This window comes from Microbacterium sp. LCT-H2, from assembly GCF_001866135.1.
In the GTDB taxonomy this organism is placed as follows: Bacteria; Actinomycetota; Actinomycetes; order Actinomycetales; family Microbacteriaceae; genus Microbacterium.
On the sequence record NZ_MODW01000003.1, the window covers coordinates 75,974 to 90,722 of the forward strand.

Annotated in this window: 14 protein-coding genes; 8 read left to right on the plus strand and 6 right to left on the minus strand. The window is 70.2% G+C overall.

Translation table 11 applies throughout. From position 1 onward, the window contains the following. Positions 1–7 precede the first annotated feature (7 nt). Both BK819_RS08895 and BK819_RS08900 read right to left on the minus strand, forming a co-directional pair. Positions 8–691 (minus strand): response regulator transcription factor, encoded by a 684-nt coding sequence (locus BK819_RS08895; protein ID WP_071328841.1) that lies wholly within the window; start codon positions 689–691, stop codon positions 8–10. After that, entirely contained in the window at positions 688–1,911 is a 1,224-nt protein-coding gene (locus tag BK819_RS08900; RefSeq protein WP_071329120.1) for a cell wall metabolism sensor histidine kinase WalK, read from the minus strand. Before BK819_RS08900 ends, BK819_RS08895 begins: the two co-directional genes overlap by 4 nt. A gap of 214 nt (positions 1,912–2,125) precedes the next feature. Here BK819_RS08900 and phoU point away from each other — a divergent pair, with 214 nt between their 5' ends. Further along, on the plus strand, positions 2,126–2,824 hold the full coding sequence (gene phoU / locus BK819_RS08905) for a phosphate signaling complex protein PhoU (protein ID WP_025104304.1): 699 nt from the start codon (positions 2,126–2,128) through the stop codon (positions 2,822–2,824). Positions 2,825–2,904: 80 nt separating this feature from the next. Here the strand turns inward: phoU and BK819_RS08910 are convergent, their stop codons facing one another. Continuing rightward, a complete protein-coding gene (locus BK819_RS08910) occupies positions 2,905–3,654 on the minus strand; it encodes a phosphoglyceromutase (protein ID WP_071328842.1) in 750 nt (249 codons plus the stop codon). A 59-nt stretch (positions 3,655–3,713) separates the two neighbouring features. Here BK819_RS08910 and BK819_RS08915 point away from each other — a divergent pair, with 59 nt between their 5' ends. Then, on the plus strand, positions 3,714–4,535 hold the full coding sequence (locus BK819_RS08915) for a class I SAM-dependent methyltransferase (RefSeq protein WP_071328843.1): 822 nt from the start codon (positions 3,714–3,716) through the stop codon (positions 4,533–4,535). 142 nt (positions 4,536–4,677) lie between these two features. Continuing rightward, positions 4,678–6,195 (plus strand): amino acid permease, encoded by a 1,518-nt coding sequence (locus tag BK819_RS08920; protein WP_083391729.1) that lies wholly within the window; start codon positions 4,678–4,680, stop codon positions 6,193–6,195. Between the two features lie 15 nt (positions 6,196–6,210). Here the strand turns inward: BK819_RS08920 and BK819_RS08925 are convergent, their stop codons facing one another. The 3 genes from BK819_RS08925 to BK819_RS08935 form a co-directional block, all read right to left on the minus strand. After that, on the minus strand, positions 6,211–7,326 hold the full coding sequence (locus tag BK819_RS08925; protein ID WP_071328844.1) for a folate-binding protein YgfZ: 1,116 nt from the start codon (positions 7,324–7,326) through the stop codon (positions 6,211–6,213). Between the two features lie 12 nt (positions 7,327–7,338). Continuing rightward, positions 7,339–7,941, minus strand: a complete 603-nt coding sequence (locus BK819_RS08930; protein WP_071328845.1) for an FABP family protein — start codon at positions 7,939–7,941, stop codon at positions 7,339–7,341. Between the two features lie 147 nt (positions 7,942–8,088). Next, positions 8,089–8,379, minus strand: a complete 291-nt coding sequence (locus BK819_RS08935; protein WP_062636289.1) for a hypothetical protein — start codon at positions 8,377–8,379, stop codon at positions 8,089–8,091. Between the two features lie 74 nt (positions 8,380–8,453). Here BK819_RS08935 and BK819_RS08940 point away from each other — a divergent pair, with 74 nt between their 5' ends. The 5 genes from BK819_RS08940 (at position 8,454) to pstC (ending at position 14,748) form a co-directional block, all read left to right on the plus strand. Next, complete coding sequence (locus BK819_RS08940) at positions 8,454–9,137, plus strand: response regulator transcription factor (protein ID WP_060923071.1); 684 nt, start codon at positions 8,454–8,456, stop codon at positions 9,135–9,137. 45 nt (positions 9,138–9,182) lie between these two features. Further along, positions 9,183–11,351, plus strand: coding sequence for an RNA degradosome polyphosphate kinase (locus tag BK819_RS08945; protein ID WP_071328846.1), 2,169 nt, complete (start codon positions 9,183–9,185; stop codon positions 11,349–11,351). Continuing rightward, positions 11,348–12,334, plus strand: a complete 987-nt coding sequence (locus BK819_RS08950) for an NUDIX hydrolase (protein ID WP_071328847.1) — start codon at positions 11,348–11,350, stop codon at positions 12,332–12,334. The genes BK819_RS08945 and BK819_RS08950 overlap by 4 nt, the downstream gene beginning before the upstream one ends. 220 nt (positions 12,335–12,554) lie before the next feature. Then, positions 12,555–13,658, plus strand: coding sequence for a phosphate ABC transporter substrate-binding protein PstS (locus tag BK819_RS08955; protein ID WP_071328848.1), 1,104 nt, complete (start codon positions 12,555–12,557; stop codon positions 13,656–13,658). 106 nt (positions 13,659–13,764) lie between these two features. Then, positions 13,765–14,748 (plus strand): phosphate ABC transporter permease subunit PstC, encoded by a 984-nt coding sequence (gene pstC, locus BK819_RS08960; protein ID WP_071328849.1) that lies wholly within the window; start codon positions 13,765–13,767, stop codon positions 14,746–14,748. Position 14,749 lies beyond the last annotated feature (1 nt).

Here is a 14,749-nt window from a genome sequence, read left to right on the forward strand (position 1 = left end):
CGTCTCCTCAGCCTTCGAAGCGGTAGCCCAGCCCTCGGACCGTGACCAGCATCACCGGCTCGCTGGGGTTCTCCTCGATCCGCGAGCGGATGCGCTTGATGTGCACGTCGAGCGTCTTGGTGTCGCCGAAGTAGTCGCTCCCCCACACGCGGTCGATGAGCTGGCCGCGCGTGAGCACGCGTCCCGAGTTGCGCATGAGCACCTCCAGGAGTTCGAACTCCTTCAAGGGCATGTTGATCTGCTCGCCGGCGACCGACACCGTGTGCCGATCGATGTCGAGCGAGACGCGCCCGCCTTCCAGCACCCGCTCGTCCAACTCACCCTCGGCCTGCACGACCCGTCGCAGCACCGCCCGCATCCGGGCGAGGAGCTCCCGCGACGAGTAGGGCTTGGTGATGTAGTCGTCCGCTCCGAGTTCGAGCCCCACGACGATGTCGACCTCGGAGTCCTTCGCCGTCAGCATGATGATCGGCACGGCCGAGGTGGAGCGGATCTGACGGCACACCTCCGTCCCGGGCATCCCCGGGAGCATGAGGTCGAGCAGCACGATGTCGGCGCCGCGCTCCCGGAACGCCGTGAGGGCACCGGGGCCGTCCTCGGCGATCTCCACCTCGTAGCCTTCGCGACGGAGCAGATACGCGAGCGGGTCGGCGAGGTCGGGTTCGTCTTCGACGAGAAGGATGCGGGTCATGCGGTCTCTCCGTTTCGGACGCGCGTCGCCCCGGTCGCGGGGGCGGCCTTGCGCGCGCGCTTCTTCTTGCTCTTCTTGCCCTGTCCGGCGTTCGCGGGAGCATCGATCCGGGGCAGGCGGATGGTGAACGTGGACCCGCGGCCGGGGCGCGACCACAGCCGCACCTCTCCCCCGTGCCGCTGGGTGGCGTGCTTGACGATGGACAGCCCGAGGCCGGTGCCGCCGGTGCGCCGGGAGCGGGCCTCATCCGCGCGATAGAACCGCTCGAAGATGCGCTCGCGATCGGCCTCGGCGATCCCGATGCCCTGGTCGGACACGGCGATCTCCACGACGTCGTCGTCGGCCTTCACCCCGACGCCCACGCGGGAGCCGCGGGGCGAGTAGACGATGGCGTTGGCGATCAGGTTGCCGACCGCCTCGATGAGGATCTGCGCGTCGCCGCGGACCCACACCCCGCGATCGCCGCCGCGGGCGAGTTCCACACCCGCGGAGTCGGCCTGCACGACGTGGGCTTCGATCGAGGAGGCGATGACCTCGTCGATCGAGACCGGGGCGACCTCGGTCAGCCCGTCCTCCGCCTGCAGCCGGGACAGGCTCATGATGCGTCCGGTGAGCTGACCGAGGCGGCCCGCCTCCGCCGAGATCCGGGACGCGAACGCCCGCACCTGGGCAGGGTCGTCGGCGGCGGATTCGATGGCCTCCGCGAGCAGACTCACGGCCCCGACCGGCGTCTTGAGCTCGTGGCTGGTGTTGGCCACGAAGTCCCGGCGCATCTGGTCCAGGCGCTCCTGCTCGGTCACGTCGCGGATGATGAGGAGCACCAGGCGCGTGCCGATCGCGCTCGCCCTGGCCGACACCAGGCGAGGGTCGAGGCTGAGACCGCCGCGGGTGATGCGCAGGGACTCGGTCGCCGTCTCCCCCGTCGAGCGGACGCCCCGCACGAGCTGCCGGAGCTCCGGGTTCTCGAGCGTCGATCCGACCTCGATCCCGAACCGCGCGGCGGCTTTCGACGTGGCGAGCACGAGGCCGGAGACGTCGACCACGCACGCGGCGTCATCCATGCTGCGCAGCACGTCGGTGATCCCGGTCGGGATCGTCATCGACGTCTCCTCCTCCGCCCGCGCCCGCGCCCGATAGGCCCAGACGACCAGGAGGGAGAGGCCCACCCCGATCGCCAACCCGATGGCGAGGGAGGACAGCGCGAGCTGCGGCAGGGTCATGACTCCAGCGTAGAGCGCGTTCACCGTCGATCCGGCGGGTTCCCGCGCCATCCCGGGGAGCGGAGACGTACTATTCACTCGCCGGGCACCGTTCGTTAACCTTCGGAGCAGACAATCGCTTCAGGCCTGCGCGCGCGCAGCCCTCCCCCTGCGGACGCCCCGCCGCCCCGCGCTGGACCGTCAGCCGGGATCCGAACGAAAGGTTGCGCCCACCATGCGCGAAGTCTTCCACCAGTCCCTCGAGGACCTGCAGTCCCGCCTCGTCGAGATCGCCGAGCTCGTCACGGTCTCCATCGACAAGGCCACCCGCGCGTTCGCCACGAGCGACGTCGCGCTGGCCGAGGAGGTCATCGCCGACGACGCGAAGATCGACGAGCTCGCTGTCGCGCTGGACGAGCAGGCCATCGAGATCCTCGCCCGCCAGCAGCCGGTCGCGCGCGACCTCCGGATCGTCGTCACGGCGCTCCGCGTCAGCGCGTCCCTGGAGCGGATGGGCGACATGTCCGAGCACATCGCCCAGCTCGCCCGCCTGCGCTTCCCGGAGCGCGCGATCCCGAAGGGCCTCAAGGGCACGTTCGTGAAGATGGGCGAGCTCGACGTGGAGATCTCCCGCACGCTCACGGAGCTCCTCCGTACCCAGGACCTGAAGTTCGCGGACGCGATCCGCAACGCCGATGACGACGTCGACGAGCTGCACGCCAGCGTCTTCGAGAAGGTGCTCAGCGACAACTGGAAGGGCGAGGCCGTCGCCACGGTCGATGCGACGCTCGCCAGCCGGTACCACGAGCGCTTCGCGGACCACGCGGTCGCCGTCGCCAAGAAGGTGGTCTACCTCGCGACGGGCGACTGGCACGTCGAGGAGGAAGACATCGCCCTCGCGGTGGAGCAGCAGGAGCAGCTCGGCCACGCCTGACCGAAACCCCGCCTTATCGCCGAGACCCCCTGCTGCAGTCGCCTGCAGCAGGGGGTCTCGGCGTGAAACCGGGGTCTCGGTTACTTCTTGCCCTGGGCGGCGACGGCCGCGGCACCGGCGGCGGCGGCCTCCGGGTCGAGGTAGCGACCGGGACCGGTCGGCGCGTTGTTCTCGTCGAGCTCGTACACGAGCGGAATGCCGGTCGGGATGTTGAGGCCGGCGATGTCGTCGTCGCTGATGCCCTCGAGGTGCTTGACGAGGCCGCGCAGCGAGTTGCCGTGCGCCGTCACGAGCACGGTCTTGCCGGCTTCGAGGTCGGGAACGATCTCCGCGTCCCAGTAGGGAAGGAGGCGGTCGATGACGAGCTTCAGCGACTCTGTGCGCGGCACCTCGCCGTCGATGCCCTCGTAGCGGGCGTCGCCTACCTGGCTGAACTCGCTGGCGTCGTCCAGAGGGGGCGGCGGCACATCGAACGAGCGTCGCCACAGCTGGAACTGCTCAGGACCGAACTCTTCGAGCGTCTGCGCCTTGTCCTTGCCCTGCAGAGCCCCGTAGTGGCGCTCGTTGAGCCGCCACGAGCGCTTCACCGGGATCCACAGCCGGTCGGCGGCATCCAGCGCGATGTCGGCGGTCTGGATCGCCCGGCTCAGCAGCGACGTGTGCAGCACGTCGGGCAGGATGCCGGACTCGGCGAGGAGCTCACCGCCGCGACGGGCCTCGCTCTTCCCCTGCTCGGTCAGGCGGACATCCACCCAGCCGGTGAAGAGGTTCAGCTCGTTCCACTCGCTCTGGCCGTGGCGGAGCAGGATCAGGGTGCGCTTCGCAGTCATGTCGTCAGTTTATCCGGGGTACGGAGCGGGCACGGCGGCGGAGGAGGGAGGATGGACGTATGGCGTCATCTCCCCTCGGTCGGCCGACCCGCGGCACGACCGGGACGAACCGGCTGCGTCGGAACGACCGCTGGATCGCCGCCTCCCCCGCCTTCCGTCGTGCGGCGGACCCGCTCGTCGTCGACCTCGGTTTCGGAGCGAGCGGGGTCACCGCGTTCGAGCTGGCCGCACGGCTGCGACGCGTACGGCCGGATGCGGAGGTGCGCGGTCTCGAGCTCGATCCGGACCGGGTGGCGACCGCGGAGCAGCAGCTCGCCGAGGTCAAGGCCGGCCAGAGCCCCTTCCCCGCCGACCTCCGCGTCTCCTTCGGCCGCGGCGGGTTCGAGGTGCCGCTCCCGGGCGGTCGGCGGCCCGCGGTCATCCGGGCGATGAACGTCCTGCGGCAATACGACGAGGAAGAGGTCGCCGCCGCCTGGCGGACGATGGCGCACCGCCTCGCTCCGGACGGGCTGCTCGTGGAGGGGACGTGCGACGAGATCGGACGCGTCGCGAGCTGGGTGGACGTGGATCCGCTGGGTACTCCGGTCCGCTTCACGGTGTCCCTCCGGCTTCGCGAGCTCGAGGTCCCGAGCATCGTGGCGGAGCGGCTGCCCAAGGCGCTCATCCACCGCAACGTCCCCGGCGAGCGCATCCACGCGCTGCTGGTCGATCTGGACCGAGAGTGGGAGCGCGCCGCTCCGCTGTCGACCTTCGGCGCCACGCAGCGATTCCTCGCCGCGGTGGCCGCGCTGCGCGCGCAGGGCTGGCCCGTGCAGGGCGGGCGGAGCCGCTGGCGACTGGGTGAGCTCACCCTGCCGTGGGAGGCCGTGGCACCGGCCTGACGGCACCCCGCGAGGACGCACTCCTGCTGTATACCGGTGCGCACCTCACCCCGGGCCTGCGCACCGCTAGCGTCGTACGCGGCGGGCCGTACCGACGCGTGCGCCGACTCGATCGCCATGCGTTCCCAGGGCAGGAGAGGCGATGACCACCGAGAACGCGAAGGCGGAAGGATCCGCGGAGGCACAGGAGAACGACCGCGAACGACTCGGCGACGTCCTGACGTCGGCACAGGACTTCGCCCACGAGCAGTCCGGCTACCGGACCGCGCTGAAGGCACGGCATCTGCAGATGATCGCCCTCGGGGGCGCGATCGGGACCGGACTGTTCATGGGGGCGGGAGGACGCCTGAACGCCGCGGGTCCCCTGCTGGCCGTCTCGTACCTCGTGTGCGGCGTGTTCGCCTTCTTCATCCTTCGCGCCCTCGGGGAGCTCGTCATCCACCGCCCCTCCTCCGGATCGTTCATCTCGTATGCGAGGGAGTTCTACGGCGAGAAGCTGGCCTTCGCCGCCGGCTGGCTGTACCTGCTGAACTGGGGCATGACCGCGGTCGTCGACTCCACGGCCGTGGCCCTGTACGTCCACTACTGGTCGGCGTTCCGCGTCGTCCCGCAGTGGCTGCTCGCACTGATCGCCCTGATCGTCGTCGTCGGCCTCAACCTCGTCTCGGTCCGGCTGTTCGGCGAGATGGAGTTCTGGTTCTCGCTCGTGAAGGTCGCCGCGCTCGCCCTCTTCCTCGTGATCGGCGTGGTGTTTCTCGCGGCCGGCTGGCAGACGGATCAGGGACCGACGGGAGTCGCGATGCTCGCCGCACACGGGGGCTTCGCGCCGGAAGGGGTGCTCCCCGCCGTGATCGTGATGCAGGGAGTCGTCTTCGCCTACGCCTCGATCGAGCTGGTCGGCACCGCCGCGGGCGAGACCGAGAACCCGGAGAAGGTGATGCCCCGGGCCGTCAACTCGGTGATCCTGCGCATCGCCGTGTTCTACGTCGGATCGGTCCTGCTGCTCGCCCTCCTGCTCCCGTACACGGTGTACCGCGCCCGGGAGAGCCCGTTCGTGACGTTCTTCTCGCACGTGGGAGGGCCGGACGTGGGAGCGGTGGCCGGCAGCACCATGAACTTCATCGTGATCACCGCCGCGGTCTCGGGGCTGAACGCCGGCCTCTACTCGACCGGCCGGGTCTTCCGCTCGCTCGCGGCCTCGGGCGCCGCACCACGGGCGACCGGCCGGATGAGCCGTCGCGGCGTGCCCGTCGTGGGCATCCTTCTCACCGCGGTGTTCGCCCTCGCCGGTGTCCTGCTGAACGCGGTGGTTCCGACCCAGGCCTTCGAGATCGTGCTGAACCTGTCCGCCCTGGGGATCATCGCGGCCTGGGCGACCATCATCCTCTGCCACCTCCGGCTGTACCGGCTTTCGCGGCGCGGCCTCGTCGAACGACCGTCGTTCCGCCTCTTCGGCGCGCCCTACACCTCATACCTGACGCTGGCGTTCCTCGCGTCCGTCGTCGTGCTCATGGCCTTCGACTATCCGACGGGCACCTGGACCGTCGCCAGCCTCGGCGTGCTGATCCCTGCGCTCATCGGCGGCTGGTTCCTGGCCCGAGCACGGATCGCGGAGCTCGCCGCACAGCGCTCGGCCGGCGGCTCGGACGCCAACGGCTGACCGGCTCCCGTCGGCTCAGACGCCGGCGTCGCGGGGATCGGGTGCCGTCGGTCGGCGGGACAGCCGCGTCAGCCGCGGGATGTCCGCGGTGGCGCCGGCGTCGGCCGGGACGATGATCTGCTGGGACGCGGCGATGTCGATCCCCTCGGCCCGGACGACGAGGTCGCCGACGGGAGCGCGGCGGGAAAGGAGGGCGAGGGCGATCGGCCCGTCCTCATGATGCCGCGCGGAGGAGGTGATGTGCCCGACCTCGTCGTCGCCCGCGAACACCGGGGCTCCGGGTTCCGGAAGCACGGCGTCGCTGCCGTCGAGCTGGAGCAGGGCGAGCCGCCGCGGCGGATGACCGAGGTTGTGCACCTTCGCGACGGTCTCCTGCCCGCGGTAGCAGCCCTTGTTCAGGTGCACAGCGCTGCGGAGCCAGTCCGACTCGTGCGGCAGCGACCGCTCGTCCACCTCGGCCGCCCACCGCGGACGCCAGGCGGCGATGCGCAGCGCTTCGGCGGCGAGGAGACCAGCGGCGTCCTCCCGATCGAGCTCCGCGGCGAGCGCCCGCGCCACCGTCTCGGGCACGATGGCGACCCGCCAGGCGAGGTCGGCCCCGGGGTGCGCGGCCACGTCGGCGTACTGATGCCCGCCGACGGCGACCTGCTGCCACGGGTCGACCCAGATCCGGGCGTCGTCGAGGCCGCGCACGCGCTCGGCCGCGGGACCCCCGTCGACGAAGCCGAGGAGCGCGAGGTCGGAGCGCAGCTCGACCGTGGCCTGGGTGCGGAACTTCATCCGCGTCAGCCAGCTCGCCAGACCCTCGGCGTCGCCGGCGTCCGCCAGGAGCCAGGTCGAGGTGCCGTCGTCGAGCACGCCCGCGGCGTGCTCCACCCGTCCCTGCGGATCGAGGACGAGGAGCTCGGTGCTCTCCCCCGCTCGCAGATGACCCACCGCCTGCGACGTGATGGAGTCGAGCCAGGGAAGGCGTTCGGGGCCGGATACCTCGATGACCGTCCGGTCGTCGAGGGGCGCGATCGCCGTTCCGGCCGCGAGGCGGCGCTGCTCCCGGAACGGATCGCCGAAGTGGGCGATCCCGCGCTCCCCTGCTGTCGCGCCGGGGACGCCGTCGAAGACGCTGGTGCTCACGGTGTGCTCCGTTCAGACGCGGGCGAGACGCGCCGAGGCGTGCGCCCGCAGAGGTGTGCCGAGGGCGGCGATGTCCCACGCCCACAGCAGGTGCCCGTCGACGAGTCCGTACATCCGCGAGGCGGAGCCGTAGTCCTTGGCGCCGGCGCCGCGCACGATCGCGTCCGACGCGAGGTCAACCCGCGGTCCGTTGATCTCGCCGAGGTAGTACTCGAGCATGCCGTCCGAGCGCGCCAGCGACACCTCGAGCGGGAACGCGCCGTTGGCCGACCGCAGCGCCTCCACGTCGTCGACCGTGCGGGCGACGGGCGTCGCCGTCGGCGGCAGCAGCGCCGGTCCCGCGTGGGTCGCCGCGGCCGGACGCGCCAGACGCCAGAAACCGGACTCGGCGGTCAGCGGGACGGCGGGCGCACCCTCGTCACCGACGAAGGTCGCCGTGGCCGCATAGTTGAGGAACGGCCCCCCGTCGTGGCTGAAGCTGACGCGATGCGTGAACTCGCCCTGCAGACGCTCCTCGCCGACCGGGTAGTCGATCACCCCGGACCCCTCCCACACGCCGATCAGCCACGCCAGCGGGGCGAGGTCGGCGGGAAGGTCGGTGGGGAGTTCGATCATGTCGTCAGCGCTGGCCGCGGAAGAGGTTGCGCAGCACCACGGCCGAGACGAAAACGATCGCGAGGCTCGCCAGGCCGAGCAGGCCGATGAAGAAGATTTCGAGCGCCATGATGTCCATGACCTCCACCTTACCCCCGGCGATCCGGGTCAGGAGGGGATGAGGGCGGCCAGCCCGAAGCCGACCGAGATGATCCCCATCAGCAGCAGCGCACCGGTCACGCTGCTCGCGACACGGAAGATGAAACCCTGCGTGCGGCCGTACCAGAGCTGCACGGCGAAGGAGAGCAGCACGACCGCCCCGAAGCCCACCAGCATCCAGGGGATGCGCCACTCCTCGGGAGCGAAGATCCCGATGACGATACTGCCGACGAACGCGGTCGCCCAGACCGCGATGACGCCGGTGAAGGCGTTGCGGGGCGCGAGTGCCGGTTCTGACATGTCTCCATTCTTGCGCATCGGTGGCCGCTATCATGGCGGCACGGCGTCGATCCCCCCGCCGGTGAGGAGTGCGCGTGGCCCTGGTGCTGGTTCTGACCAATGCTCCGCTCTCGGAGCAGGTGCTGCCCGCCCTCGAGCTGCTGAGCCATCGCACCCGGCAGATCCCCGCGGAGCCCGCGCAGCTCATCAACGCCCCGGAGTACGACATCGTGATCGTCGACGGCCGTCACGACCTGGTCGGGGCGAAATCGCTGTGCCGTCTGCTGCGGGCCACCGGCCAGGATGCGCCGCTGCTGCTCGTGGTGACCGAGGGCGGCATGAGCGCGCTCTCCGGCGAATGGGGCATCGACGACGTGCTGCTGTCCACCGCCGGCCCCGCCGAGATCGACGCGCGCGTGCGCCTCGCCCTCGCCCGGCGGGACGAGGTCGCGGAACCGGCGCGGGTGCAGGCCTCCGGCGTCACGATCGACGAGCAGTCCTACTCGGCGAAGCTGCACGGCCGGCCGCTGGACCTCACCTACAAGGAGTTCCAGCTCCTGCACTTCCTCGCCACGCACCCCTCGCGGGTGTTCACCCGCGAGCAGCTGCTCAGCGAGGTGTGGGGGTACGACTACTTCGGCGGCACCAGGACCGTGGACGTGCACGTGCGCCGGCTGCGCGCGAAGCTCGGCGATCAGGAGCAGATCATCGGCACCGTGCGCAACGTCGGGTACCGCTTCAACGTCTACGAGGACGACAGCCTGGTCGGCTCGCGCTGACCGCCGTTCACACGCCCGACACCTGCCGGTGCTTAGATGTACCCCATGATCGATCCCGCACTCGCCGACGCCGGACTCGGTGACGCAGAAGACGACGACTTCGACGACGCCGTCGAGGCGCCGGACTCGCAGCTCCCCGACCACCGCTATCTGGACCGCGAGCTGAGCTGGCTCGCGTTCAACCAGCGGGTGCTCGAACTCGCGGAGGACCCGTCGCTGCCCGAGCTGGAGCGGGCGAACTTCCTGGCGATCTTCGCCAGCAACCTCGACGAGTTCTTCATGGTGCGTGTGGCCGGCCTCAAACGGCGCATCATGACCGGCCTCGCCGTGCCGACCAACATCGGGCGGTCGCCCGTCGACGCCCTCGCGGACATCTCGCGGGAGGCCCACGCGCTGCAGCTCCGCCACGCGGACGCCTGGACGAAGCTCGTCCGTCCTGCTCTCGCCGACTCCGGCATCGAGATCACCGACTGGTCCGATCTCACCGACGACGAGCGCCGGGCACTGTCGGACTACTTCGGAGCGCAGGTCTTCCCGGTGCTGATGCCCCTGGCGGTCGACCCGGCGCACCCGTTCCCCTACATCTCCGGCCTCTCCCTGAACCTCGCCATCCGCATCCGCAACGCGCGGACCGGCCGCCAGGAGTTCGCGCGCCTCAAAGTGCCGCCCATGCTGCCGCGCTTCGTCGAGGTCCCGGGCGGCGGGGAGATCAAGCGTTTCCTGCGGCTGGAGGAACTCATCGCCAACCACCTCGGCGACCTCTTCCCCGGCATGGAGGTGCTCGACCACCACGCGTTCCGCCTCACCCGCAACGAGGATGTGGAGATCGAGGAGGACGAGAGCGAGAACCTCATCCAGGCGCTCGAGGCCGAGCTGCTGCGTCGTCGGTTCGGTCCGCCCATCCGGCTCGAGATCACCGACGACATGGACGACGTCACCATGGACCTGCTGGTCAGGGAACTCGACATCACCGACCTCGAGGTGTACCGCCTCCCTGGACCGCTCGACCTCCGCGGACTGTTCGACCTGTCGCGGATCGACCGTCCGGACCTGCGGTATCCGCCGCACCTGCCCACCACCGCCGTCGCCTTCCAGCCCGCGGGGTCGAGCAATCGCGCCGACATCTTCAAGGCGATCCGCAAGTCCGACGTCCTCGTGCACCACCCGTACGAGTCGTTCACCACGAGCGTCCAGGCGTTCCTGGAGCAGGCCGCCCGCGACCCGCATGTGCTCGCCATCAAGCAGACGTTGTACCGGACCTCCGGCGACAGCCCCGTCGTACAGGCGCTCATCGACGCCGCCGAGGCGGGCAAGCAGGTGCTCGCGCTCGTCGAGGTGAAAGCGCGATTCGACGAGGCGAACAACATCGTCTGGGCGCGCAAGCTGGAGAAGGCCGGCGTGCACGTGGTGTACGGCCTCGTCGGGCTCAAGACCCACTGCAAGCTCGCCCTCGTCATCCGCGAGGAGGACGGCCGGCTCCAGCACTACTCGCACGTCGGCACGGGCAACTACAACCCGAAGACCAGCCGAATCTATGAGGACTTCGGACTGTTCACCGCCGACGCCCAGGTGGGCAAGGACCTCACCCGGCTGTTCAACGAGCTCAGCGGTTACGCCATCGAGAAGAAGTTCAAGCGCCTCCTCGTCGCGCCGCTGCACCTCCGCAAGGGTCTCGTCCGGCTGATCGACGCCGAACGCCGGATCGCCGAGGCGGGCAAGCCGGCGCACATCCGCATCAAGGTCAACTCGATGGTCGACGAGGAGATCATCGACGCGCTCTATCGCGCGAGTGCCGCGGGGGTGAAGGTCGACGTGTGGGTGCGCGGTATCTGCAGCCTGCGGACCGACCTCGACGGGATCAGCGACAACATCACGGTCCGCAGCATCCTCGGCCGCTATCTCGAGCACTCCCGGATCTTCACGTTCGAGAACGACGGCGACCCGCAGGTGTACATCGGCAGCGCCGACATGATGCACCGCAACCTCGACCGTCGCGTGGAGGCCCTGGTCCGGGTCACGGACCCCGCGCATCTCAAGGAGCTCATCGCCTTCTTCGACCTGGCGATGGACGACCGGACCTCCTCGTGGCACCTGGGCCGCGACGGCGTCTGGGAGCGTCACGCCGTGGACGCCGACGGCAAGCCCCTCGTCGACCTGCAGGATACGACCATGGGGATGATCCAGCGACGTCGTCGGGCGCGGGCGGTTCGATGACGGCGCGGCAGGTCCAGCTCCCGCCGTCTGCGGCCGAAGCGAAGTGGGCGGACAAAGCCGTGTACGCGGCCGGTGCCGTCGTGTGGCGTCTGGTCGACGGCAAGCTGCGGATCCTTCTCATCCACCGCACGAAGTACCGCGACGTCACCCTGCCGAAGGGGAAGGTCGACCCGGGCGAGATGCTCGCGGAGACCGCGGTGCGCGAGGTGCACGAGGAGACCGGCATCCGGGTGGCGCTCGGCGTGCCGGTCGGGGTCAGCCGCTACCACCTCGCGTCCCGCAAGCAGAAGGTCGTCCACTACTGGGCGGCCGAGGCCACGGACGCGGCGATCCGCGCCTCGACCTTCGTGCCGAACCGCGAGATCGCCGCCCTCGAGTGGGTCAGCGTGAAGAAGGCCCGCGCCGCGCTGAGCTACCCCGTCGACCTCGAGATCCTCGATGCGTTCGCGGCGCTGGTGGACGACGGCGTGCTGCGGACCTTCCCGGTGATCGCCCTCCGGCACGCGAAGGCCCTGCCCCGCTCGGAATGGGACAAGGCGGACGCGACCCGACCGCTCACGGACCGCGGGAAGCGCCAGGCCAAAGCCATCGTCGGGCCGCTCCGCGCTTTCGGCGTGCGCAAGATCGTCACCAGCGACGCGGTGCGCTGCGTGCAGACCGTCACGCCGCTCGCCAAGGCCCTGGACCGCACGCCGGTCCTCACCGAGAAGATCAGCCAGGACGCCTGGGAGGACGGCGTCGCCGACCTCCGCTCCGTCGTCGGCCGCCGCATCCGCGCCGGTAAGCCCGCCGTACTCTGCAGCCACGGCCCCGTGCTACCCGCGCTCCTCTCGGAGATCGCCCTCGCGACCGGCACCGTGCACGGCTCGTACGTCGGCAGTGCTGCCGATCTGGAGACCGGCGCGTTCTCCGTAGTCCACGTCTCGGCGACCAACCCCGGCTCCGGCATCATCTCGATCGAGACCCACGCGCCGAAGGTCTGACCCTTCCCGTCGTTCGAGTCGCGCACTTCGCTGCATCTGTGCTCGAAATGGCGCAAAGTGGGCGATTCAAAAGGGCGCGCGGTGACGGGGGCCGGCTCCAGAGAGTCGCCGGCCGTTCACCTGCCGTTCACCTGCGCGGGAGAGTCTCGTTAACCGTCGCCCCTAGCGTCACTGTGTGCCCTGCACCGGGCCCCACCCCTCCAAGATCGAAGGATCCACAGTGAAGATCTCCCGAATCGCACGAATCGGCGCCATCGGCGCCGTCGCCGCTCTCGCCCTCGCCGGCTGTGCCGCGAACGAAGGCGGAGCCGGTGGCTCCAGCGAAGAGCCCTCGGAGTCCACGCTCTCCGGCACGATCGACGCGACCGGCGCGTCCTCGCAGACCGCAGCCCAGGAGGCCTGGGTCGCCGCGTTCCAGACCGCCCACCCCGACGTGACGGTCAACTACGAGCCCACCGGCTCCGGCACCGGCCGCGAGAACTTCCTCGAGGGCGGCAGCAACTTCATCGGATCCGACCGCGCGTTCAACGACGAGGAGATCGCCGCCGGCGGCTTCGGCGCCTGCACCACCGACGACATCGTCGAGGTCCCCCTCTACATCTCCCCCGTCGCCGTCGCCTTCAACCTCGAGGGCATCGACACGCTGAACCTCGACGCCGCCACGATCGCGGGCATCTTCGCCGGCACGATCACCAACTGGAACGACGAGGCCATCGCCGCCCTGAACGACGGCGTCGAGCTCCCCGACCTGGCGATCTCCCCCGTGCACCGCTCCGACCCCTCGGGCACCCAGGAGACCTTCGCCAAGTACCTCAGCGCGACGGCCCCCGACGTCTGGACCTACGAGGTCTCCGACGAGTGGCCGATCCAGGGTGGCGAGGCCGCGCAGGGCACCTCCGGTGTGAAGCAGGCCCTCACCGCCGGCAACGGCGCAATCGGCTTCCTCGACGCGTCCCAGGCGGACGGCCTCGGCCAGGTCGCCGTGGGCGTCGGCGAGGACTTCGTCTCCTACTCGGCCGAGGCGGCCGCGAAGCTCGTCGAGGGCTCGCCGCTCGCCGAGGGCCGCGGTGAGGGCGACCTCGTCTTCGACGTCGACCCGGCCGCTGCTGCGGACGGCGCCTACCCGATCGCCCTGGTCAGCTACCTCATCGGCTGCGAGCAGTACGAGGACAGCAACGTCGCGGAGCTCGTGAAGGAGTACTTCACGTACATCGCGAGCGCCGAGGGCCAGGACGCCGCCGCCGAGAACGCCGGCAGCGCCCCGATCTCGGACGGCCTGCGCGAGCAGGTCCAGGCCGCGATCGACCTCATCCAGGTCGGCTGATCCTGCCGATCCACTGACGACGGTGCCCCCGCGTCCCCGAGCGGGCGCGGGGGCTCCGCCAGGTCAGCACCCGATCCATCTCCACCCGGCCCGAAACAGGGAGATCATGAGCACGACCGCGCAGGAGCCGACAACGGCACCGGCACCGACACCGGCGCCGCCCACACCGATCAAGGCCAAGCAGCGCCTCGGCGACCGGGTCTTCTCCGGCACCGCGCTGGCGGCCGGCATCATCATCCTGGTCGTGCTGGCGCTCGTCGCGGCCTTCCTCATCATCCAGAGCCTGCCGGCCTTCCAGCTCGACACCACCGACAACCACATCCTCCGGGGCGAGTCTTTCTGGGTGTACGTGTGGCCACTCGTCTTCGGCACCCTCTGGGCCTCGTTCATCGCCCTGCTGATCGCGGCCCCCATCGCCATCGGCATCGCGCTCTTCATCTCTCACTACGCCCACCGACGGCTCGCGTCGTTCCTCGGCTACATCATCGACCTGCTCGCCGCAGTCCCCTCCGTGGTGTTCGGCCTCTGGGGCGGCCTCGTGCTCGCCCCCATGCTCCAGCCGATCTACGTATGGCTCAACGAGAACGCCTCGTGGGTGCCGTTCTTCGGCGGCCAGGTCTCCGCGACGGGCAAGACGATCCTCACCGCCGCGCTCGTCCTCGCTGTGATGTGCATCCCGATCATGACCGCGATCTGCCGCGAGGTCTTCCTGCAGACCCCCAAGCTCCACGAGGAGGCGGCCCTCGCCCTCGGCTCCACGCGCTGGGAGATGGTCCGCATGGCCGTCCTCCCCTTCGCCCGCGGCGGCATGGTGTCGGCGGCAATGCTCGCCCTCGGCCGCGCGCTCGGCGAGACGATGGCCGTGACGATGGTGCTCTCCCCCTCGGCGGTGGTCAGCTTCCTCGTGCTCACCGCCACGAACCCCACGCCGATCCCCGCGAACATCGCGCTCGCCTTCCCGGAGGCGCACGGCACCGGCGTGAACACGCTGATCGCGACCGGCCTCATCCTCTTCGTCGTGACCTTCGCGGTCAACGCGCTGGCGCGCTGGATCGTGGCCCGCCGCGCCGAGTTCTCGGGAGCGAACTGAC